Source organism: Cobetia sp. 4B, assembly GCF_018831605.1.
Classification (GTDB): Bacteria; Pseudomonadota; Gammaproteobacteria; order Pseudomonadales; family Halomonadaceae; genus Cobetia; species Cobetia amphilecti.
Genome location: NZ_CP059843.1, coordinates 2305660 through 2327926 on the forward strand (window position 1 = coordinate 2305660; position 22267 = coordinate 2327926).

Consider the following 22267-nt stretch of genomic DNA (forward strand, 5'->3'; position numbering starts at 1 on the left):
GCCATTGGAGCCAATGATGTCTCACGCCAACCACGACAATCTCTATCTGCAATTCGCGCGCAACTTCGATGAGCGCCCGGATGCCACCTTCCTCGATACCGTCGAAGGTCACGGCTACACCTTCGCCCAGACACGCACCGCCGCCGGCCAGATGGCCAGCGCCCTGCGCGAGCTGGGCGTGGCACCGGGCGACCGCGTCGCGGTGCAGATCGACAAGAGCTGCGAGACCGTCATCCTGTATCTGGCCTGCCTGCAGGTCGGGGCGGTCTATCTGCCGCTGAACACCGCCTACACCGGCGAGGAGATCCGCTACTTCCTGGGCGACGCCGGCCCGCACCTGTATGTCTGCCAGCCCAAGGTGCTGGAGACGGCACGTGAACTCGGCAAGCAATGCGGCGTGCCGCGCGTCGAGAGCCTCGGTACCGAGCAGGACGGCAGCCTGATGGAGCAGGCGCGCCAGTGCAGCGCGAGCCACGAGGTCGAGCCACGCGCCGCCGATGATCTCGCCGCCATTCTGTATACCTCCGGCACCACCGGACGCAGCAAGGGCGCGATGCTGACCCACGCCAACCTGGCCTCCAACTGCCAGGCACTGGCCGAGACCTGGCGCTTCAGCGCGGACGATCACCTGATCCACGCCCTGCCCATCTTCCATACCCACGGCCTGTTCGTGGCCTGCAATATCGTGCTGACCGTCGGCGCCTCGATGACCTTCCTGCCCAAGTTCGATGCCGAGCAGATTCTCGACCTGATGCCGCGCTCCAGCGTACTGATGGGCGTGCCGACCTTCTATACGCGCCTGCTGGAATCCGAGCGCCTCAACCGCGAGACGACCGCCAGCATGCGCCTGTTCGTCTCCGGTTCCGCGCCGCTGCTCAGCGAGACCCACAGCGAATTCAGCGCACGCACCGGCCACGCGATTCTCGAACGCTACGGCATGACCGAGACCAACATGAACACCTCCAACCCCTACGATGGCGAGCGTCGCCCGGGCACGGTGGGCATGGCGCTGCCCGGCAGCGAGGTGCGCGTCACCGACCGCGAGACAGGCGCCATCCTGCCGCGTGGCGAGACGGGGCTGATCGAGGTGCGTGGGTCGAACGTCTTCAAGGGCTACTGGAAGATGCCGGAGAAGACCGCCAGCGAATTCCGCGAGGATGGCTTCTTCATCACCGGCGATCTCGGCCATATCGATGCCGATGGCTATCTGTGCATCAGCGGCCGCGACAAGGACCTGATCATCTCCGGCGGCTACAACATCTACCCCAAGGAGGTGGAGCTGCTGATCGATGACATGCCCGGCGTCAACGAATCGGCGGTGTTCGGCGTGCCGCATCCTGACTTCGGCGAAGGCGTCTGCGCGGTGGTGGTGATGCAGCCCGGCCACCAGGACAGTCTCGATGAAGCGGCGGTGCTGGTCGCCCTCAGCGACAAGCTGGCCCGCTACAAGCAGCCCAAGCGCGTGTTCTTCATCGACAGCCTGCCACGCAACGTGATGGGTAAGGTGCAGAAGAAGCAGCTGCGCGAGGAGTATGCCGAGCTGTTCATGCCAGAGCCTTCACGCGCTCATGGCTGAGGGCTCTCTAGTCCAAAGCTGAGGGCTCGTTCGGTACGACTTATACAGCTTGACGCTCAATCATCGACTGCCACCGGCATGGCGTGACGCCATCACGTCATGCCGGTGGGTTCATTCACCCTCAAGTCCTGCAGAGGACAGGCAAAGGACAGGCAAAGGACGCGCAATAGTCAGAGACAAGACACGTAAAGCCAGGCTAGCCAACCTGGATAGACGAGAGATAAATCAGATAGACGACAAGACGCCACACTGATTCACCACCCCTTCACCACAACAACAAGAAGGTATTACGCCATGGTGATCTACGGAGTTGCCCTGCTCGCAGGGTGCATGATGGCCGGTCTCGTGATCGGTGATCTGCTCGGAGAAATGCTCAATATCGATTCCAATCTCGGCGGCGTCGGCATCGCGATGCTGCTGCTCATCTTCATCACCGGCGTGCTCAAGGACCGCGGCAAGATGGCCGACAGCACCGCCAGCGGCATCAATTTCTGGAACGCGATGTACATCCCCATCGTGGTCGCGATGGCCGCCAGCCAGAACGTGGTCGCGGCCTTCAGTGGCGGCATGGTCGCACTGGTGGCGGGTGTGCTGGCCGTGGTGCTGGGGCTGGCCCTCGTGCCGCTGCTGACCGGCAAGCGCCCCGAGAATGCGCTGGAAGATGACCCGCTCGCCGGCGAGACCCGCTATACGCCGACCAGAACCTCAGTGACGACGGGTGCGCCGGTGCTGGACCGCAGCCGCCACACCTCCTCCACTCCTGCGCACAAACACTGAGGGCTGAACCATGATCGAGTCACTCGTCCAACTGTTCGACAAGTATCATCTGGTCGCCGCCTTCGCCGTGATCGGCCTGGCGATGTATGTCGCCTACTGGATCAGCAACAACCTGACCCACGGCAAGCTGCACGGCTCCGCCATCGCCATCATCCTCGGCCTGGTGCTGGCCTATGTGGGCGGCGCGACCACCGGCGGCAGCAAGGGGCTCTCGGATGTCACGCTGTTCTCGGGGCTTGGCCTGATGGGCGGCGGCATGCTGCGCGATCTCGCGATCATCGCCACCGCCTACGGCGTCAACCTGAAGGAAATCCGCCAGACCGGCTTCCGTGGGGTCGTGGCGCTGTTCGTCGGCGTACTGATCTCCTTCATCGCCGGTGGCGGTGTCGCCATCGCCTTCGGCTATACCGATCCGGTCGATATCACCACCATCGGCGCGGGCGCGGTCACCTACATCGTCGGCCCGGTCACCGGTGCCACCCTGGGGGCAAGCTCCGAAGTGGTCGCGCTGTCGATCGCGGCCGGACTGGTGAAGTCGATTCTGACCATGGTCGCCACGCCGATGACGGCGCGCCTGATCGGGCTCGACAATCCGCGTTCCGCGATGATCTTCGGCGGCCTGATCGGCACCACCAGCGGCGTCGCGGCCGGTCTCGCCGCCACCGATGCCCGCCTGGTGCCCTACGGCGCGATGACGGCCACCTTCTACACCGGCCTGGGCATTCTGCTCGCCCCGACAGTGCTGTTCCTGGCGGTACGTGCGGTGATGTAGTTTTAGGCTAGATATCTTTTATCAGTTGATTATCAAAAATCACGACTATAGAGGCGCTGGCCTCTATAGTCGTATTAGAATATATCTTGGCAAAGACAAGCTTATCCATTGCTAATAATCAGCATACTTCCTTGACGTGCTCGATAACCTGCCCCCACATCTTATTACCTCGCAGATATCTCGGGTGAGTAATTCTAAAGCAGTGAACACTGCCAACCTTAAAGTGCCATAAACGCCTAGGCACAATGACTTCGATAGTTTCGAGCTCAGGAAAGCACTCTTTTATATACTTATCTCTAGAGGGGCCTGTGGTAAAGATTACAACATCTGGCCTTAAGTTATTAATTTGAGCCTTAAGAAGATCGTTAGAAAGATCCTTTATTATTGCAAATTTATCTTTACTGGTCTTAACAGGGCTCTTCTTGTTACTACTGACACAGAACTGGTTAGACCATATGATCGCATCTTTATTCGCTAGATGTACCTCCTTAGCGACTTTACGGTAAAATTGGAAAAACTTACTGGTTTTTCCTCCGCTGCGTGCAAACTCTAATGTCTTATTCATTGATTCTTGTAGATCAACCTCATCTATCTCAAGATTATTCTTTACCTTACATGCTTTATCACGCCAACCTCTTGGCTCTTGCCCTACCACCATTATTCTAGGACTTACATTAAAATAATCTTCAGAAGGTTTCGATAAGAATACCCCTGATATATTATCGTCATCAACAGAATATATTGCTGAAATGTCTTGTCTTACTATTGCCTTTTTATAATCACTTCTAAGCTGCTGTACGATCGTGTCATAATGGCATAAATCATCCATGCAAATTTCTCCTTAGCTAAATTTTATTAGCCTAGTTGTCAATTTACTTTAACGTACAAATCAATTCCTGCAAGGCAATCTACATTAAAACTTATAGAAATATCACTTAAGCACATTCTGATAGGAAAAAGCTAGAAGAACACTCAAAAACATCTATTCCCATATATGAAGCTCCTTTATTTTACGACGAGCACGAGGATATAAAGCGGCGCAGAAACAAGACGACGGCGGCATCAGCCAGGACGATAAACGTCTCACGCTGATGCCGCCGTCGTGTTTTTACTGTCAGTCTGACCCCTTTCACGTTCGCGCTCTCGCGCAGGCAAGCCTGATCAGCGTGACCCCAACAACATCTCCATCACCGAGCGCGCCGCGGGCCACATCACGCTGCCGTGGTCTTCGCCTGCATAACGCCGCCATTGCACCTCGATCTGCGGGCAGCGCTCGCCCAACTGGCGCGCATAGGCTTGGGCGTTGTCGATCATCGCGCGCTGGACACGCAGCCTGTCCCGCTTTGGGTCATTGCGCTGTGGCTGCGGCGATTGCTCGCGTCCGCCAGCGGCGATCAATACCGGGCCCACCGCCTCGGAGCAGGCAAGACGCAGCGGCCAGTTGGCCTGGTCATTCTCCTGCAGCCACCACAGCGAGGGGCTGATCGCGAAGATGGCGCCGAACGCCTCGGGCTGTTGTTGCTGGGCATGGAGCGCGAACAGGCCGCCAAGCGAGTGACCGACCAGCGCTGGACGCTTGAGATCGAGCGGATAGCGTGAGGCCAGTTCAGGTGGCAAGGATTGCGTCAGATAGGCCAGAAACTGCGCCCCACCTCCCGTGCCCTCAGGTGCGGTACCGCTGGTGAGCGGTGGCGTGAAGTCCTTGTAGCGCAGCGTCGTGACGGTGGCGCGCCTCGCCTCTGCCTGCTCGTCAGTGCCCGCATAGCCGACCGCGACGATGGCGAGATCCGCCGGCGCCTTGTCAAAGCCACGACGGCCCAATATGTCGCGCGCCGCCGTGAACAGATCGAGATGACGATTGCCGTCCAGTACCAGCAACACGGGATAACCTCCCGGAGGCGGCGCGACCTGCGGCAGCGCGACCTGGATCAGATAATCGTGCCCCGTGAGGTGCGAATGCTGGGTGAAGGAGGTCGTGGTGCCTGGCAGCGCCTCATCAGTGGCGTGAGACATGGCAAGGGCCGGCACGCTGACAGCAACGGATGTCAGCATGATGAGTCCCCATGCCTGTAGTCGTGCGAAAAGCCTCATCCGCGCTCGCAATCCGAGAGCCACCATCAGAACTCATACTTCATGGTGGCGACGGCGCTGGCCGGGCGTCCCACGAAGTTGAAGACACTGGCAGAACCGGCGCGCACGTAATATTCGCGGTCGAACAGGTTGTAGACGTTCAGCTGGCCGCTGAGTCGTGGCGTGAACTGGTAACCGAGCATGGCATCGAATACCGCATAGCCCGGTGCATGGATGGTGCCCTGGGTATTGTCGAAATCACTCAGCGCCGTCATGCCGGCACCGACGGATACGCCGTCCAGCAGGTTGCCTTCGAAGCGATACTGGGTCCACAGATTGACCATGTTGTTGGGCATCAGCATCAGCAAGGTATCGGAGCTGCCGGCTTCCAGCACCTCGGAGTCCATGTAGGTGTAGCCGAAGATGACATCCCACTGCGGCGTGATATTGCCGGCCAGCTCCAGCTCCGCACCGGTGATGCGCATCTTGCCGGAATCCACCGAGTAATCGACGCTGCTGTCAGTGGAGGATGCCGCGCGGTGGCTGTCGGTCAGCTGGAAGCCACTGATGCGCGCATTGAGGGCGCCATCCAGATAGCTGCCCTTGATGCCGATCTCGTATTGCTCGCCTTCCCGCGGGTCGATCAGGTCCCCGTCCTCGCCTTCACTGGTCTGCGGCTCGAAGACCTTGGAGTAGCTGGCATAGACGGAGTGATCGGCGTCCAGGTCATACACGAGTCCGCCGTAGGGCGTGACAGCCGTGTCCTGCATGTCGCTGCTGCCGCCATTGATCCTGTCTTCGGAGTCCGCCGAGAAATGGCTGACCCGCGCGCCCAGTATCACGGCCAGCGGCGCCACGGGACGCAGCGTCACCTTGCCGTACAGGCCCTGTTCTTCGAGGGTGGTCTTGGTGCGCGACAGGCTGTAGCCACTGACGCCGTCACGCGCGTTGCCGAGAATGTCGACATAGGCCAGGTTGTTCAGCTCGCTGATGCTGGCGCTGGAGCCGGTCAGGTCGCTGGTGCGCGCCGCGGTGGTGTCCGCTTCTGAGGTCTTGTAGTCGACCCCGACCACGAATTCGTTCTGGTTGCCGAAGGCATCGAAGCCCTGGGTGTAGCTGGCATCCACGCTCACCGAGGTCTCATCGGTGAAACCGGCATAGCCCGCGACACTGCTCATGTCGCCGCTGTCACTGAGCGCGGAGCCACTGTAGGCGTACTCGTAATCGGCATTGCGATCACTGTAACGCGCCGCCAGACGTCCATAGCCGCGCGAACTGAAGTGGTGCGTCAGCTCGGCGATGACATCGGTGGAGTCGCTCTCGAAGCTGTTCCAGTCCGCGCCATAGAAAGCCGAACTTCGTGCGTAGGTGAAGTCGCCATCGCTGCCCACCGGCTGACCCTGATTGACGGTGATGTCCTTGGTGTTGTGGATCACGCCCACTGACAGCTCGGTGTTCTCATCCAGATCGATATCCAGCGCGCCATAGAAATCATTCAGCGTGTTGTCGTTGTCATCGACCCACTGCGCCTGCTCCGTGGAGCGGGTCACCAGGCGCCCGCGGATACGGCCCTGCTCATCGATGGGTCCGGAGATATCGACGCTGACGCTGCTGTCATCCAGCGTGCCGACGCTGCCGCTGATGGAGCCCTGGAAGGTATCGGTCGGACGCTTGCGCACCAGATTGATGACGCCGCCCAGCTCACTGGTGCTGTTGAAGAGACCGGACGGCCCGCGCATGACCTCGACCCGATCGATGGCGGTCAGCGAAGGCACCGAGCCCGTCAGGCTCGACATCGGCGCGGACAGGCCATCGATGCTGTAGGCATCGTACTCATAGCCACGCGCGAAGATGGACGAGCGACCACTGTCGTTGTTCAGCACCCGCACGCCCGGCGTACGCGCCGCCAGCTGATCCAGGGTGATGAAATTCTGGTCCTCGATGGCGTCATGGGTCACGACGCTGACCGACTGCGGAATGTCGCGCAGCGAAGCCGGCACCTTCGAGCCCACCGTGGCGGCATCCACGCTGTAGCCACCGCTTTCCTCACTGGAGGCCATGTCATACAGACGCAGACCAGTGACCCGCTGCGTCTCCAGCACCAGCGTCGAGTCGTCCGCCTGCGCCGGCAGACTGATCAGCACCACGCCCGCCCCGAGCAGCAAACGACGCGCCCCTGCCCCACACAGCACGCCTCCGCTAGTCTTCATCTTCATCATCATGTCCCCTTGCCTCGTGCTCATTGTCTTGTGCTCACTGCCTGTCGCCACTAATGATAATTATTTGCATCTGATGCATTGACGGGGCATTTTGGCACTCAATGACGGCAAAAACCTTTGCTGAACGCTTCTTCATGTTTGCAGGTGCGACAAGATGCATGTCCGGTCACAACGTGGTGTCCCTCTCCTACCCAAAGCCACTGCTTCATCCCCCTCGTCCTCTGACAGAGCGCCTCTCGACAACCTTCGTGGCGACAGCGCAAGGCCCAGGATCATCGAGCTGGAACACGTCCACCGCATGGCGCGCGCCCTGACCAGCGACCACCAGTGCGAGCCTGCCGAGGGCCAGTCCGGCGATGGTGCGCTGATCGGCAACATGCATCTGCACGAGGCTCAGCCCGGGTTGTTCATGCGCCTCAACCGTGTGCGCAAACGTGCCGACCTGATGATTCGCTCCCGTATCGAGCCGTCCCTCAAGATCGCCGTGGTGTGGCGCGGGGAGCCGAAGGTCAGTTTCGGCCCGGACAGCCATGCACTGGCACCGGGGCGCGCGCTATGCATCGCCCTCGATGAAGTGACGGAATTCGCGCTCAAGAGCGTGAAAGGCACGCAGGAGCACAGCGCCATCCTGTCGCTGACGCCGGCGTGGCTGAAATTGCATCTGGGGGTATCACGCGCCAGCCAGCTGATGCCCGAGGCGCGGCATCTGGCCCATTACGCCTGGCAGCCCTCTGCGCGTCTGATCGAGCGACTGGAGGAATTCAGCCGCCAACGGCCGGGGACGCTGGCGCTGCGCCTCGGCATCGAGTCATTGGCATTGGAGGTGATCAGCGAATGTCTGGCGGCCTCCGCCTCTCTTTCTCATCCGACTCCCGAAGGGCTTGGCGAGCACTGGGCGGCAAGGTTGGAAGACTGGATACACAGCGGGGAAGCCGCCTATCTGAGTCAGGCGGAGATGGCGGCGCGGCTGGGCATGAGCGTGCGCCAGTTGCAGCGCCGCTATCGCGACGCCTACGGCCAGACCCTGGCGCAGGACCTGCGACGGCGGCAACTGACCCGAGTGGCGCACCTGCTGCAGGACCGCAAGCTGACGATAGAAGCCGCAGCAGAACTGGCGGGCTATCGCAGCGCGGCCAACTTCGCCACCGCCTTTCGTCGCCAGTTCGGCGTACCGCCCAGTCAGCGGCCGGTAGTGCCGGCGTGAGCGACGCTTGGACTTGGTGATGACCCGTTGCTAATGTTGAGCGTCGTTGCGGCATGCGCCCTGCTGGCGGTGCAGGCAGACCGCAGCCGCATACGGACGAACGACAACAGCACGCAAAACAGCACGAACTGAACATCACGAAGAACAGCACGACACAACAAGACTTCGCCACGCTCTCGCACAAGGACACTGTCATGTCGGTTGACAACATGAAGCTGGAATCCCTCGCCCTGCATCACGGCTATACCTCGGAAGCCACCACCAAGGCAGCGGCGGTACCGATCTACCAGACCACCTCCTACACCTTCGATGATACCCAGCACGGCGCGGACCTCTTCGATCTCAAGGTGCCGGGCAACATCTACACCCGCATCATGAACCCGACCAATGACGTGCTCGAACAGCGCATGGCCGCCGTCGAAGGCGGTATCGCGGCGCTGGCGGTGGCTTCCGGCATGGCGGCGATCACCTATGCCATCCAGGCGCTGGTGCAGGTCGGCGACAACATCGTCAGCACCAGCCAGCTGTATGGCGGCACCTACAACCTGTTCGCCCATAGTCTGCCGCGTCAGGGGGTCGAGGTGCGCATGGCGGCCTTCGATGACTTCGCCGGTCTCGAGGCGCTGATCGATGACAGGACCCGCGCCGTCTTCTGCGAGTCCATCGGCAACCCTGCCGGCAACATCGTCGATCTCGCGCGTCTGGCCGAGATCGCCCACAAGAATGGCGTACCGCTGATCGTCGACAACACCGTCGCCACGCCAGTGCTGTGCCGCGCCTTCGATCACGGCGCCGATATCGTGATCCACTCGCTGACCAAGTACATCGGCGGCCACGGCACCACCGTGGGTGGCATCATCATCGATTCCGGCAAGTTCGACTGGGTCGCCAACAAGGAGCGCTTCCCGATTCTCAACGAGCCGGACCCCTCCTACCACGGCGTCGTCTACACCGAAGCCTTCGGTCCGGCCGCCTATATCGGGCGTTGCCGTGTGGTGCCGCTGCGCAATACCGGCGCGGCGCTGTCACCGCAGAGCGCCTTCCTGCTGCTGCAAGGCCTGGAAACTCTCAGCCTGCGCATGGAGCGTCACTGCAGCAATGCGCTCACGCTGGCCGAGTATCTGCAGCAGCACCCGAGCGTCAGCTGGGTCAACTACGGCGCGCTGCCCGACAGCCCCTATCACGCCACCTGCCAGAAGATCACCGGCGGCAAGGCCTCCGGCATCGTAAGCTTCGGCATCAAGACGGACGCGACTGGTGACGACAAGGCCGAAGCCGGGCGCATCGCCGGCGGCAAGTACATCGATGCGCTGCAGATGATTCTGCGCCTGGTCAATATCGGCGATGCCAAGTCGCTGGCCTGCCACCCGGCCTCCACCACTCACCGCCAGCTCAACGAGGAAGAACTGGCCAAGGCAGGCGTCTCGGCGGATCTGGTGCGTATCTCGGTGGGGATCGAGCATATCGACGACATCATTGCCGATGTCAGCCAGGCGCTGGACAAGGCAGTGGCCTGACCCAAGCGCGGCTCTTAAACGACAGTCAGGCACCATTCAGGCGCTAACCAGGCTCTCTCAGTGATATCTCAGCGCCCGCGAAGACATCCTTCTTCGCGGGCGCCTTGTATTGCGTGTCCCGATGACTGCTGCCTCACCCAGGCCTGCCAGAACCGCAATGGCCAGCAAAGCAAGATAACGGTATATAAATGGACTGGACTACAGGATTGGCGAGTCATCGAGATCCAGCATAAATCTGATTAATACCAAGAATAAAAAATCGAAACTACCGAAATACACGAACAGAACACACTCTTGGATCAAGGCGCACACAGAGGCGCCTGTCACAACGATAACAACTCCAAGAGGTGTCCCGATGAAGCGTACCCTGCTGACCGCTGCAATTGCCGCTACCACTATCCTGCCGCTGAGCGCCGCTCAGGCTCAGGATATCAAGCTCGGCCACGTGCTGGCGCCCACCCATAGCTGGAACATCGCTGCGGAAGGTTTTGCCAAGGATGTCGCCGAGGCCACTGATGGCCGCGTCAATTTCCAGGTCTTCCCCAGCGGACAGCTCGGCAACGAGAAGACGGTCGTGGAAGGCATGCAGATCGGCAGCGTGCCGGCTGGCGTGATCGGCTGTGGCTCCTTCCAGCCGCTGGATGCCCGCTTCGGCATCGTCGAGCTGCCCTACTCCTGGCCGGACCGCGAACACGCCTACGCCGCCTACGATGGCAAGCTGGGCGATGCGCTCGAGGAAGTCGCCGACGAGCACAACATGAAGATCCTGTCGTGGTGGGAAAACGGCTTCCGTCACGTCACCAACAACCGTGGCCCCATCACCACCCCGGAAGACCTCGCCGGCCTCAAGATTCGCGTCACGCCGGACAAGATGCGTCTGGACACCTTCACCGCACTGGGTTCCAGCCCGGCGCCGCTGTCCTTCGGTGAGCTCTACTCCGCGCTGCAGCAGGGCGTGTTCGATGCCCAGGAAAACCCGCTGGCCATCATCTATTCCTCTTCCTTCAGCGAAGTGCAGGACTACGTCTCCCTCACCGGTCACGTCTGGGCACCGGCGTGTCTGACCATCTCCAACTTCACCTGGAACCAGCTCTCCGAGCAGGATCAGGCCGCAGTGCAGAAGAGCGCCGACGAATGGCGTGACAAGCAGCGCGCGATGACCCAGAAGGACGACGCCGAGCTGGTCGCCAAGCTGGAAGAGGCAGGCATGCAGGTCAACGAGGTCGACACCGCGCCCTTCAATGCCAAGGTGCAGGGTGTGTGGGCCGAGTACACCGACGTCTTCGGGCCTGAGCTGATGGGCCTGATCGAGCAATACCGCAAGGGCGAGTAACGATGTCTTCCGCCTCTCCCTCCGTCAAGCCGCTGGCCGTGTTGTGTGCCGTGCGTACCTTGATGATCACCCTCTCACGTTGGAGCTGCCGGGGCTGTCTGGCCCTGGCTGCCAGCGGAGTCGCCGCGCTGTCGGCACTGGTGATCTGGACCGTCTTCATGCGCTGGGTCATGGGCCAGCCGCCGCACTGGGCAGAAGAATTGCCGCAGCTGGTGCTGGTATGGACCACCCTGCTGGCCGCGGTGTCCTGCACCCGCAACCGCACTCACCTGAGTGCGGGCCTGCTGCCGCTGCTGGTGCGCTCGGTGCGTGTCCAGCGCATCACCGGACGCATCACTGACGCCATGATCCTGATCATGCTGCTGTTGCTGGCCAAGGCAGGCATGGACCTGAGTGCCATCACGATGCGTCAGACCACCACCGCGCTGCAGATTCCGGCCGGTATCGTCTATCTGTCCGTGCCGCTGTGCTGCACCGCGATGGCACTGGTACAGCTGGAGCACCTGCTGACGCCGACCGCAACCTCCCGTGACACCCTGGCCGATGACGCCACGTCATCCCCACGCCAAGGAGATGCCTCATGACTCTCGGCGCCCTGGCTCTGCTCGGCGTATTCGCGCTCGGCATCCTCATCGACATTCCCATCGCCTTCGCGCTGTTGATGTCGGCCCTCTTCTACCTGCTGGCCTTCGGTGCCGCGCCCATGATGGTCTCGGCGCAGCAATTCGTGGCCGGGATGGAAAGCTTCACCCTGCTGGCGATCCCGCTGTTCGTGCTCGCCGCCCAGTTGATGAACCGCGCCGGTCTGACCGAACGCCTGGTACGCCTGTGCATGGCGATGGTCGGTGATATCCGCGGCGGACTGGCGGTGGTCGCGGTGCTCGCCTGCATGATGTTCGGCGCGCTGTCCGGCTCCGGCGTGGCGGACGTGATCGCCATCGGCAGCATGCTGCTGCCCACCATGGCCCGCAACGGCTATGACAAGGGCTTCAGCAGTGCGCTGGTAGGTACCGCCAGCTCCATCGGCACCGTGATTCCGCCCAGCATCGTGATGATCGTCTACGGCACCACCTCCAATACCTCGGTGGGCCAGCTGTTCATGGGCGGCATCATCCCCGGCCTGATGCTGACCGTCGCGCTGGTCGGCGTCGCCCTCTACATGTCACGCAAGCATGGCTGGTCGGGCGGTGTCGCGGCCCGTGTGCCCGGCGAGCGTCGCCGCGCCCTGCTCAGCGCCATGCCGGCCCTGATGGTGCCGGTGATGATCATCGGCGGTATCCGCTTCGGGGTCTTCACGCCCACCGAAGCCGCCGCCTCCGCGATTCTCTACGCCATCATCATCGGCACCTGTGTCTATCGCAGCCTGACCTGGCGCGGCTTCCTGGACAGCGTCCGCGCAACCGCCGAGACCACCGGCGCCATCCTGCTGATCATCGGTGCGGCCGGCATGTTCGCCTGGGGCCTGACCTACGAGCAGGTGCCGCAGGCCATCGCCCAGCTGATCGGCGAATTCACCGACAGCCGCATTAGCGTCCTGCTGCTGCTGACCGCCGTGCTGCTGGTACTGGGCTCCTTCATGGAAAGCGTGGCGATCATCATCATCGTGACGCCCATCGTGATGCCGCTGCTGGCGCAATACGGCATCAGCCCGGTGCACTTCGGGGTACTGCTGACCGTCAATCTGGCCATCGGCGCCAATACGCCGCCGCTGGGGATCGACCTGATGGCCGCCTGTCGCATCGCCGGGATCAACGTCAGCGATTCGCTGCGCCCGCTGGGCCTGATGCTGGGCGCGATGCTGACCGTGCTGATGCTGATCACCTTCATTCCGGAACTCGTGCTGTTCCTGCCCAACCTGATGGAGGGCTGAGTGATGACCACCGCCATGGACCACAAGCTTCCCCAGCGCTGGCTGTTCGTGCCGGGTGACGACGCCGCCCGTCTGCAGGCCGCCCTCACCAGCGGCGCCGATGCCATCGTGGTCGATCTCGAAGAGTTCACCCCGGCCGCCGGACGCAAGCTTGCCATCAGTCGCTTCACCGACTTCGCCAGACGCGCCCGTGCCCTGAAGGTGTGGCCGGCCGTGCGCCTCAACCTGCTGGAGCACGGCGGTCGCGAAGAGCTGGCAGAGCTGATCAGCGCCACCCTGGGCGATCCCACTGGCGCGCCCGCCGCCATCTTCCTGCCCGCCGTCGAGCAACGCGCCCAGCTGGCCGCGCTGGATGACGCCCTCGCCGAGCAGGAAGCCCTGCATGGCCTGCCACGGGGCAGTCTGAAGAGCGTCGCGACGCTGGAAAGCCGGGCCGGACTGCTGGCCGCCGAGGAACTGCTCGCCGCGGGCGATGACACGCCACGCCTGCTGGGAGCGCTGATCGGTACCGGGGACCTGGCCACGGATCTGGGCCTGATGCCCGACCAGCCCGCCGCCGCCATCACCGAGACGCTCAAGCCGTGGCGTCAGCGGTTGGCGCGAGCCTGCAAGACCCATCGCCGGCTGGCCATCGATGGCCCGTGGCGCTGGAAGCACGGGCTGGGCACCGACCAGCACTGGGCCAATCAGCAGGGGCTGCAGGCGCGTTGCGTCATCTACCCCGAACAGCTCGAGGCGCTGTATGACCTCATGCCCGCTCACGGCGCTGACCCGATGCCCGTCGACAACACCGCGCCTCAGTTCTGAAAGGCTGCCCTGCCGAGCGCCGCACCGAATTCATTACCGCGTCAAGAGTACCGACGTCTCAACACCGATTTCTCAACATCCGATTTCTCAACACTGATTTCTCAACAACGAATTCTCAACAACAACGAGAGCACTCCCATGACTCAGGCCGCGAACACTTCCTCCGCTTCCACCCTGCCGCTGCGCAATGGCGGGCAGATCCTCGTCGACCAGATCCGTCTGCACGGCACCAAGCGTGTCTTCCTGGTGCCGGGCGAAAGCTACCTGCCGTGCATCGATGCGCTCAATGAGCACAAGGGCGCCATCGAGCCCATCGTCTGCCGCCAGGAAAGTGGCGCAGGCTACATGGCCGAAGCCTACGGCAAGCTGACCAACGAGCCGGGCGTGTGCTTCGTCACCCGTGGCCCGGGCGCCACCAACGCCTCCATCGCCGTGCACACCGCCTATCAGGATTCCACGCCGATGATCCTGTTCATCGGTCAGGTCGGGGGTGACTTCATCGAGCGCGAAGCCTTCCAGGAAATCGATTACCGCCGCATGTTCGGCGAGATGACCAAGTGGGTCGCGCAGATCGACGACACCTCGCGCATTCCGGAATACATCGCGCGTGCCTATCAGGTGGCGCGCAGCGGCCGTCCGGGACCGGTGGTGCTGGCACTGCCCGAAGACACCCTGTGGGGCGAAGCCCAGGTCGCGGACGTCAAGCCGCACCCGCGTCTGGCCACCTATCCGGGTCAGCCGCAGCTGGATGAGCTCAAGAGCCTGCTCGCTTCTGCCGAGCGCCCCTTCCTGCTGGTCGGTGGCAGCGGCTGGACCCGCGATGCCCAGGTCGCGCTGGAAGGCTTCGCCGAGCGTTTCGATATCCCCACCGGTGTCGCCTGGCGCCGTCTGGAGTGCGTCGATGCCGAACTGCCGCAATTCGCCGGTCACGTCGGCATGGGCATGCATGACGCACTGCGCCAGCAGCTGGTCGAGAGTGACCTGGTGATCGCCGTCGGCACCCGTATCGGCGAAGCCACCAGCGAAGGCTACAGCTGGATCCAGTCGCCAGTGCCGACCCAGAAGCTGGTGCACATCTACGCAGACCCGGAAGAGCTGGGCCGCGTCTATCAGCCGACGCTGGCCATCAATACCGACGTCAACGGCTTCGCACTGGCGCTCTCCACCCTGTCACCGGATAGCGCCCCGCGCTGGTCCGGCATTACCCGCGAGGCGCGCGCCGCCTATCTGGCCACGCTGGAAGAGCAGCCGTCGCCGGGCCCGCTGAGCCTGGACAAGGTCAGCCTGACCGTCGACCGCATTCTCGATGGCAAGGGCTGCATCAGCGTCGGCGCCGGCAACTACGCGCTCTACGCACACCGCTACGTGCGCTTCCGTGGCCTGGGCAGCTCGCTGGCCCCGACCGTCGGTTCCATGGGGTACGGCCTGCCCGCCGCCATCTCCAGCAAGCTGGAATTCCCGGAACGCCCCGCCGTCTGCTACGCCGGTGATGGCTGCTTCCAGATGAACCTGCAGGAACTGGGCGTGGCACTGCAGTACCGCCTCGGCGTCGTGGTGCTGGTGTTCAACAACGGCATGTGGGGCACCATCCGCGCCCACCAGGAAAACGACTTCCCGGGCCGCGAGATCGCGCTGACCTTCACCAACCCGGACTTCGCCGCGCTGGTCACCGCCTACGGCGGCCTGGGTCAGGTAGTGGAGAAGGACGAGGACTTCGAGGAAAGCTTCAAGCGCGCCCTGGAATTCGCCGACCGCGAGCGTCTGCCGGCCCTGATCGAGCTGCGCTATGACCCGGACGGCATCGCCCCGGGCAAGCTGCTCAGCGGCATCCGTGAAGATGCCCTCACGCGTAACGCGGCCGAGTAAGTCACAGGGAGGCGCTCCTTCCCGCCTTCGGGGGACCTTCCCGTCGCCCGAAGGCGGGAAGGTCGCCAGTCAGAACAGTTGAACCGTCAGAACAGTTGAACCATGCCGCCAGAGCGCGACGACAGGAGTCATACAACAACATGTCCACTACCACTACCCCTTCAGCTCCCTCTGCCAACACCGAACAGACCCAGCAGATTCTGGATAGCCTCGCCCTGCGCGTCGATGGCAAGCGCCTGTGGGACGCGCTGATGACATTGGCCGAGATCGGCGCGACGCCCAAGGGCGGCAACTGCCGTCTGGCCCTGACCGAAGAAGACCGCGCCGGCCGCGAGCTGGTCACCGGCTGGCTCGAGGCCGCGGGCCTGACACTGCGCGTCGACGAGATCGGCAACATCTTCGCGCGTCGCCCGGGGCGCAATGACAACCTGCCGCCGGTCGCCACCGGCAGTCACATCGACACCCAGCCCACCGGCGGCAAGTTCGACGGTTGCTACGGCGTGCTGGCCGGCCTGGAAGTCATGCGCGTGCTGGATGAGCGCGGCATCGAGACCGAAGCCCCGCTGGAAGTGGTGATCTGGACCAACGAGGAAGGCAGCCGCTTCGTGCCGGTGATGATGGGGTCCGGCGTGCATGCGGGCTTGATCCCGCTCGAGAAGGCCCTGGCCGCCACCGACCGCGACGGCGACAGCGTTGCCGCGTCACTGGCGCGCACCGGCTATGCCGGTGACGTGCCGGTGGGCAGCCATGATTTCGGCGCCTATTTCGAGGCGCATATCGAGCAGGGCCCGGTGCTGGAGCAGGAAGAGATCACCATCGGCGCCGTCACCGGCTCGCTGGGTCTGCACTGGTTCGACGTGGTGGTCAGTGGTCAGGAAGCCCACGCCGGCCCGACGCCGATGCCCTACCGCCGCGATGCGCTCAAGACCGCCTGCGCGCTGGTCAGCGACATCCTGACGCTGGCCGATGCCTACCAGCCCAACGGTCGCGTCACCTGTGGCGAATTCAATGTGCATCCCAACTCGCGCAACGTGATTCCGGGCCAGGTGCGCTTCAGCGTCGACCTGCGCCACCTGGAACCGGCGGTGCTCGCCGAGATGCACGACCAGCTCAAGGCGCTGTGCCTCAAGCATCACGCCGCCAACCAGAGCGACAAGCAGCGCGTGGACATCGAGCTGATCGAGGTCCAGCACATTCCGCCGACGCCCTTCGCGCCGGAACTGATCGAGATGGTGCGCAGCGCCAGTCAGGAGCTGGAGCTCAGCTACCGCGACATGGAAACCGGTGCTGGTCACGACGCCGTGCAGATCGCCGGCATCAATCCGGTGGCGATGATCTTCGTGCCCTGCGAAGACGGCATCAGCCACAACGAGAGCGAGAACGCCGAACCGTCCGATCTCGAGGATGGCGCCAACGTCCTGCTGCTGGCGATGCTCAAGCGCGCCGGCATCGTCAGCACCAACACTGACGACGCCAATGCGACCCACAACACCGCGGAGAACGCCCAATGAGCACTGCCACATCCGCCCCGCTGACGCATGCCGACTGGCAGCAACGCGCCGCAGCGCTGACCTTCGAGACGCGTGCCTTCATTGACGGTGCCTATACCGAAAGCACCGGCTGCGACACCTTCCCGGCCTACAATCCGGCCACCGGCGAAGTGCTGGCGCATATCACCGCCTGCACCGAGCAGGACATCGACCGCGCCGTGATGGCCGCGCGTCGAGCCTTCGAATCCGGTGTCTGGTCGCGTCAGTCCCCCCAGGCCCGCAAGGCCGTGCTGCAGCGCTTTGCCCAGTTGATCAGCGACAATGCCGAAGAACTGGCGCTGCTGCAGACACTGGAAATGGGCAAGCCGATCGGCGACAGCCTGGGCTTTGATCTGGCGGAAACCGCGCGCTCGGTGGCTTGGTACGCCGAGGCCATCGACAAGCATTATGACGAGATCGCGCCCACCGGCGAGAACGTGCACGCCACCATCACCCGTGAAGCGCTGGGCGTGGTCGCGGCGGTGGTGCCGTGGAACTTCCCGCTGATGATCGCTTCCTGGAAGTTCGCGCCGGCGCTGGCACTGGGCAACAGCGTGGTGCTCAAGCCGGCCGAAGCCTCAAGCCTGAGTGCGTTGCGTCTGGCGGCACTGGCCGATGAAGCCGGCATTCCAGCGGGCGTGTTCAACGTCACGCCAGGCCTCGGCGCGGTGGCGGGTCAGGCGCTCGGCCTGCACATGGAAGTCGATGCGCTGGCCTTCACCGGCTCCACCGCGACCGGCAAGCGCTTCATGCGCTATGCCAGCGACTCCAACCTCAAGCGTGTGTGGCTGGAGTGTGGCGGCAAGTCGCCGCATATCGTGTTCGCCGATTGCCCGGACCTGGACCAGGCCGCTCGCGCCGCCGCAGACGCCATCTTCATCAATCAGGGCGAAGTCTGCATCGCCGGTTCGCGCCTGTATGTCGATGAGGCCATCTTCGATGACTTCATGCCGCGCCTGATCGCCTGCGCCCGCGCCATGCCGGCCGGTGACCCGCTCGACCCGGCCACGCGCATGGGCGCACTGGTCAGCGCGGACCACCACGAGAAGGTGCTCGGCTTCGTCGAGACGGCGCTCTCGGAAGGCATGACGCTGCATCAGGGCGGTCAGGCGATCGCGCCCAGCGACGCCACCGCCGGCGGCTGGTATCTGGAGCCGACCATCGTGGAAGGCGGCCAGAACAGCACCGTGATGCGCGAGGAAATCTTCGGCCCGGTGCTCGGCGTGACCCGCTTCAGCGGCGAGGAAGAGGCCATCGAACTGGCCAATGATTCCATCTACGGGCTGGGCGCTGGCCTGTGGACCCGCGATCTGGCGCGTGCCCATCGTGTCTCGCGGCGTCTCAAGGCGGGGCTGGTGTGGGTCAACTGCTACGCCGATGGCGACATCAGCGTGCCCTTCGGTGGCGTCAAGCAGTCCGGTTTCGGGCGTGACAAGTCACTGCACGCGCTGGACAAGTACTCCGACCTGAAGACCACCTGGATCAATCTCGCCTACTGAGGCCTGTGACGACCCACCCACCCAAGGCACCGCTGTCATCCGATATTGCAGGATGGCAGCGGTGTCGATGGTGGTAGTCGAGAAATGGGGCTTGAAACTGAGGTTCGGTCTAGACGGTCTCGCCCTCGCCGGAATCTGGCCGTTCAGCACCCGGCTGGGCCGCATCAGCATCAGCATGCACGGCGGCAAGCGGGTCGCGACTGGCCGGCACGCCGTCGGCTGCGGCAGAGGCCGCGGTGGGCTGCATTTCCAGCCCGCGATGCAGACGCTCTTCCAGCGGCACCTTGGCCAGCGCGTTGTGCATGAAGTTGACGAAGGTGGATTCGGCGGCACTGAAACGCGCCTCGCGGTGCCACATCAGGTGCAGGTCGATATCGGCCACGCCACCGTAGGGCGGCAGGGGCCACAGCTCCCCTTCCGCGACTTCACGGCGCACGATGTGCTCGGGCATGCAGCCGATGCCCCAACCGGCCAGCACCATGCGGCGGATTTCCTGCAGGCTGCTGGACTGACCGATCACCGGACCCTGCACGCCTTCGCGAGCACGGAACATCGCCAGCGGTGACAGCACGCCATCGAGCTGCTCACTGCCAAAGGAGACATAGCGTTCATTGCGCAGCGCATCCATCGGCAGGTTCTGCTGACCGAACAACGGATGCATGCGACCACAGAAGTAGCGGTAATTCTGGCGCGCCAGCACCTGGGACATCAGCTGTTCAGGCGTCTGCTGGGCCAGACAGATACCCAAGGCCCCCTGGCGCTGCAGCAAACCCTGCTGCACCTCGTGACTGGACATTTCCTGGATCGAGAAGGTGACCTGGGGGAAACAGCGGTGAAAGCGTGCAAACACGCTATCAAGGAAACGGCATTCAATGCCGGTGATGAACAGGAGCGAGACATGTCCGGAAATCTCCGTATGACTATTGCCCACCTCAGAGGCGAGACGCGCCACATTGGCGTAGATCTCCACCGCCTCGCGATAGACCACCTGCCCCGCCCCGGTCACGCGAAAACTGTGACTGTCCCGTTCGATCAGACGCTGCCCCAGGCGTTCTTCCAGGCGCTTGAGTGACAGACTCACCGCTGGCTGTGACAGGTAGAGACGCGCCGCGGCCCGACTGACGCTTTCCTCCTGGACGATGACGATGAATGTTCTCAGCAGGTTCCAGTCCAGCGTGTCATGTATGGGTCGCATGGCGATTGTTCCTGTCCCGAAAGTGGCGCGACCGGCAAGAGCGCAATGAAACGCACTCCCGGTGGCACGCCAGATGGTAATAAAGTCAGCACCGCGTCACCAACGTCTGCCCTCGAGTGATATATTCCCCCTCGCTCAAGACACTAATGACGATCAATACAATATCAATAAAGCGGAAAACACGACGATGTTCGATACCCGAGAAACCTTCATTCTCTCGATCATGATCATAGCATGTGGCGTATTTCTAATGGGGCTTTCGCTCTATTTCTTCCGCCGCATCAAGACCTATGATGATTACAATGTCGCAGGCCGTTCCACCTCGACCTTCCCGCTGATCTGTACGCTGATCGGTACCGCCGTCGGCGGTTCTACCCTGCTGGGCTTCGTCTCCAAGGGCTACACCTTCGGCATGGGCCAGCTGTGGCTGCCGGTGGGCATGACCTTCGCAGGCATTGCGCTGTACTTCTTCATCGGCAAGATCCACGCCGAAGGCGAGCGCCTCAACATGGTGACCCTGGCCGACTTCCTGGTCAGTCGCTTTGGCGAAGGCGTCAGGGTGCCGACCCTGCTCAGTATCCTGTGTGCCTACGCGGCCATCACCGGCATGCAGTTCGTGGCCGTGGCCACGGTGCTCAAGCTGGTGTTCGGCCTGGCGCTGCCGGTGGGCATCCTGCTGACCTGGGCGCTGCTGACCGCCAAGACATGGCTGGGCGGCCTGATGGCGGTCATCTGGTCAGACGCCATCCTGGGCACCCTGCAGACCCTGGGCATCTTCTTTCTGCTGGTCACCGTCTACTACGCCAGCGGCAGCTGGGAATTCATCAGCGCGGCACCGATGCCCGAAGGCAACCCTGACTTCCTGAGCCTGACCGGCATTTCCGGGCATGAACTGGCGGTCTACATGCTGACCATCGGCGCCTATCAGTTCGTGCGCCAGGACCTGTGGCAGCGCTTCTGGGCCGCACGCAGCCTCAAGGCGGCACGCACCGGCTACGCCGTCGCCATCGTCTTCACGCTGCTGGTCGGCGGTGCCGTGGTCCTGATCGGCGCCTTCGCCAAGCTGGGGCTGGATATCGCGGTCGCCAATCCGGACCTGTCCTTCTACGCCATCATCAAGGCCACTCTGCCGTTGCCGCTGATGGTCAGCATGGTCGTCGTGCTGCTGGCGACCATCATCTCGTGCGCGGATTCGTTCTTCATCGCCGGTGCGTCCTCCATCGCCAACGACATCATCAAGCCGCGCATGAAGGGCCGCGATGATGCCTTCATGCTGCGCATGAGCCGCCACTCGGTGGTCGCCATGTCCTTGATTTCGCTGGGCCTGGCGCTCTATGCCCCGCGTCTGCTCGATATCTGGATTCTCGGCAGCGCGATGCTGGTCTGCGGTGTGCTGGTGCCGACGGTGGTCGCGCTGTGCCGTCGCACGCCAGACCCGCGTGGCGGGGTGATCATGATGTGGAGCGGGCTGGCCACCGCCGTACTGTGGCAGGTGCTGGGCCATCCCTTCGGCCTGCACCCGGTGATGATCGGCCTGCCGGTCTCGCTGGCGCTGATGCCGCTGGCGCTGCGCAAACCGAGCCTGAGCCTCTCGACCGAGTCTGCGGCGCGCTGACTGACCGAGCTGACTTGGCGCACTGACTGGCCGAGCTGACTGACTGAGAGAACAGTTGCGCTCAGTGCTTATCAAGTAGTGATGTCCCCCCCGAAAGCCCCCGTTGCCGATGACCTCTTGAGAGCATCGGCAACGGGGGCTTTCCCGTGTTCAGGATCCATCGCTCTGCGGGTTTCCTGCTCACCACTATGATGGCCATTCCGATGACCATTCTGCTGACCGAGCAGATGCCTTCAGGCAGGTTTATCGTGAGCGACTGCCCACTATCCCTGCGACGACTTGCCTGTCTTTTCTGCCATTGATCGGCCAATTTCTCATCGCAATCCCCGCATGTTGTCATCGCACAATACACACATATTTTCTTACATAAATTTGGCAAATACTGCGTATTGAAATTTGAAAGCCCAAAAGGCTGATG

Annotated in this window: 17 protein-coding genes; 13 read left to right on the top strand and 4 right to left on the bottom strand. The window is 62.7% G+C overall.

Translation table 11 applies throughout. The features are described from left to right. Positions 1-16: 16 nt before the first annotated feature. From H2O77_RS09695 to madM, 3 genes are all read left to right on the top strand, one after another. Positions 17-1576, top strand: a complete 1560-nt coding sequence (locus tag H2O77_RS09695) for a malonyl-CoA synthase (RefSeq protein ID WP_215822850.1) — start codon at positions 17-19, stop codon at positions 1574-1576. Between the two features lie 294 nt (positions 1577-1870). Continuing rightward, entirely contained in the window at positions 1871-2353 is a 483-nt protein-coding gene (madL, locus tag H2O77_RS09700; protein WP_131432133.1) for a malonate transporter subunit MadL, read from the top strand. Positions 2354-2363: 10 nt separating this feature from the next. After that, entirely contained in the window at positions 2364-3125 is a 762-nt protein-coding gene (madM, locus tag H2O77_RS09705; protein WP_054556957.1) for a malonate transporter subunit MadM, read from the top strand. 118 nt (positions 3126-3243) lie between these two features. Here the strand turns inward: madM and H2O77_RS09710 are convergent, their stop codons facing one another. From H2O77_RS09710 to H2O77_RS09720, 3 genes are all read right to left on the bottom strand, one after another. Beyond that, a complete protein-coding gene (locus tag H2O77_RS09710; RefSeq protein ID WP_215822852.1) occupies positions 3244-3954 on the bottom strand; it encodes a uracil-DNA glycosylase family protein in 711 nt (236 codons plus the stop codon). 332 nt (positions 3955-4286) lie between these two features. Next, positions 4287-5177: an alpha/beta hydrolase-fold protein gene (locus H2O77_RS09715; protein WP_215822854.1), complete on the bottom strand. Its 891-nt coding sequence runs from the start codon at positions 5175-5177 to the stop codon at positions 4287-4289. Positions 5178-5242: 65 nt separating this feature from the next. Continuing rightward, positions 5243-7405, bottom strand: a complete 2163-nt coding sequence (locus H2O77_RS09720) for a TonB-dependent siderophore receptor (protein ID WP_215822856.1) — start codon at positions 7403-7405, stop codon at positions 5243-5245. A gap of 307 nt (positions 7406-7712) precedes the next feature. Between H2O77_RS09720 and H2O77_RS09725 the strand changes: the two genes are divergently transcribed. From H2O77_RS09725 to H2O77_RS09765, 9 genes are all read left to right on the top strand, one after another. Continuing rightward, a complete protein-coding gene (locus H2O77_RS09725; protein WP_215822858.1) occupies positions 7713-8618 on the top strand; it encodes an AraC family transcriptional regulator in 906 nt (301 codons plus the stop codon). 209 nt (positions 8619-8827) lie between these two features. Further along, entirely contained in the window at positions 8828-10135 is a 1308-nt protein-coding gene (locus H2O77_RS09730; protein ID WP_215824555.1) for an aminotransferase class I/II-fold pyridoxal phosphate-dependent enzyme, read from the top strand. A 355-nt stretch (positions 10136-10490) separates the two neighbouring features. Further along, entirely contained in the window at positions 10491-11468 is a 978-nt protein-coding gene (locus H2O77_RS09735; protein ID WP_215822861.1) for a DctP family TRAP transporter solute-binding subunit, read from the top strand. A gap of 2 nt (positions 11469-11470) precedes the next feature. Next, on the top strand, positions 11471-12052 hold the full coding sequence (locus H2O77_RS09740; RefSeq protein ID WP_240548566.1) for a TRAP transporter small permease: 582 nt from the start codon (positions 11471-11473) through the stop codon (positions 12050-12052). Further along, complete coding sequence (locus tag H2O77_RS09745; RefSeq protein WP_054556959.1) at positions 12049-13338, top strand: TRAP transporter large permease; 1290 nt, start codon at positions 12049-12051, stop codon at positions 13336-13338. Before H2O77_RS09740 ends, H2O77_RS09745 begins: the two co-directional genes overlap by 4 nt. 3 nt (positions 13339-13341) lie before the next feature. Continuing rightward, positions 13342-14145 carry an aldolase/citrate lyase family protein gene (locus H2O77_RS09750; RefSeq protein ID WP_215822863.1) on the top strand — a complete coding sequence of 268 codons (804 nt, stop codon included), beginning with the start codon at positions 13342-13344 and terminating at the stop codon, positions 14143-14145. Positions 14146-14283: 138 nt separating this feature from the next. After that, a complete protein-coding gene (locus tag H2O77_RS09755; RefSeq protein ID WP_215822865.1) occupies positions 14284-16011 on the top strand; it encodes a thiamine pyrophosphate-binding protein in 1728 nt (575 codons plus the stop codon). A 140-nt stretch (positions 16012-16151) separates the two neighbouring features. Then, positions 16152-17522: a Zn-dependent hydrolase gene (locus H2O77_RS09760; protein WP_215822867.1), complete on the top strand. Its 1371-nt coding sequence runs from the start codon at positions 16152-16154 to the stop codon at positions 17520-17522. Beyond that, complete coding sequence (locus tag H2O77_RS09765; RefSeq protein ID WP_215822869.1) at positions 17519-19039, top strand: aldehyde dehydrogenase; 1521 nt, start codon at positions 17519-17521, stop codon at positions 19037-19039. The genes H2O77_RS09760 and H2O77_RS09765 overlap by 4 nt, the downstream gene beginning before the upstream one ends. Before the next feature lie 109 nt (positions 19040-19148). On the opposite strand, the gene H2O77_RS09770 is transcribed toward H2O77_RS09765, so the two are convergent. After that, entirely contained in the window at positions 19149-20234 is a 1086-nt protein-coding gene (locus H2O77_RS09770) for a LysR family transcriptional regulator (protein ID WP_215822871.1), read from the bottom strand. A 187-nt stretch (positions 20235-20421) separates the two neighbouring features. Between H2O77_RS09770 and H2O77_RS09775 the strand changes: the two genes are divergently transcribed. Continuing rightward, positions 20422-21849 carry a sodium:solute symporter family protein gene (locus H2O77_RS09775; protein ID WP_215822873.1) on the top strand — a complete coding sequence of 476 codons (1428 nt, stop codon included), beginning with the start codon at positions 20422-20424 and terminating at the stop codon, positions 21847-21849. Positions 21850-22267: the final 418 nt, after the last annotated feature.

Coding starts and splice junctions, on each gene's coding strand:
- H2O77_RS09695 (WP_215822850.1), top strand. CDS start 17: ATGTCTCACGCCAACCACGACAATCTCTATCTGCAATTCGCGCGCAAC.
- madL (WP_131432133.1), top strand. CDS start 1,871: ATGGTGATCTACGGAGTTGCCCTGCTCGCAGGGTGCATGATGGCCGGT.
- madM (WP_054556957.1), top strand. CDS start 2,364: ATGATCGAGTCACTCGTCCAACTGTTCGACAAGTATCATCTGGTCGCC.
- H2O77_RS09710 (WP_215822852.1), bottom strand. CDS start 3,954: ATGGATGATTTATGCCATTATGACACGATCGTACAGCAGCTTAGAAGT.
- H2O77_RS09715 (WP_215822854.1), bottom strand. CDS start 5,177: ATGCTGACATCCGTTGCTGTCAGCGTGCCGGCCCTTGCCATGTCTCAC.
- H2O77_RS09720 (WP_215822856.1), bottom strand. CDS start 7,405: ATGAAGACTAGCGGAGGCGTGCTGTGTGGGGCAGGGGCGCGTCGTTTG.
- H2O77_RS09725 (WP_215822858.1), top strand. CDS start 7,713: ATGGCGCGCGCCCTGACCAGCGACCACCAGTGCGAGCCTGCCGAGGGC.
- H2O77_RS09730 (WP_215824555.1), top strand. CDS start 8,828: ATGAAGCTGGAATCCCTCGCCCTGCATCACGGCTATACCTCGGAAGCC.
- H2O77_RS09735 (WP_215822861.1), top strand. CDS start 10,491: ATGAAGCGTACCCTGCTGACCGCTGCAATTGCCGCTACCACTATCCTG.
- H2O77_RS09740 (WP_240548566.1), top strand. CDS start 11,471: ATGTCTTCCGCCTCTCCCTCCGTCAAGCCGCTGGCCGTGTTGTGTGCC.
- H2O77_RS09745 (WP_054556959.1), top strand. CDS start 12,049: ATGACTCTCGGCGCCCTGGCTCTGCTCGGCGTATTCGCGCTCGGCATC.
- H2O77_RS09750 (WP_215822863.1), top strand. CDS start 13,342: ATGACCACCGCCATGGACCACAAGCTTCCCCAGCGCTGGCTGTTCGTG.
- H2O77_RS09755 (WP_215822865.1), top strand. CDS start 14,284: ATGACTCAGGCCGCGAACACTTCCTCCGCTTCCACCCTGCCGCTGCGC.
- H2O77_RS09760 (WP_215822867.1), top strand. CDS start 16,152: ATGTCCACTACCACTACCCCTTCAGCTCCCTCTGCCAACACCGAACAG.
- H2O77_RS09765 (WP_215822869.1), top strand. CDS start 17,519: ATGAGCACTGCCACATCCGCCCCGCTGACGCATGCCGACTGGCAGCAA.
- H2O77_RS09770 (WP_215822871.1), bottom strand. CDS start 20,234: ATGCGACCCATACATGACACGCTGGACTGGAACCTGCTGAGAACATTC.
- H2O77_RS09775 (WP_215822873.1), top strand. CDS start 20,422: ATGTTCGATACCCGAGAAACCTTCATTCTCTCGATCATGATCATAGCA.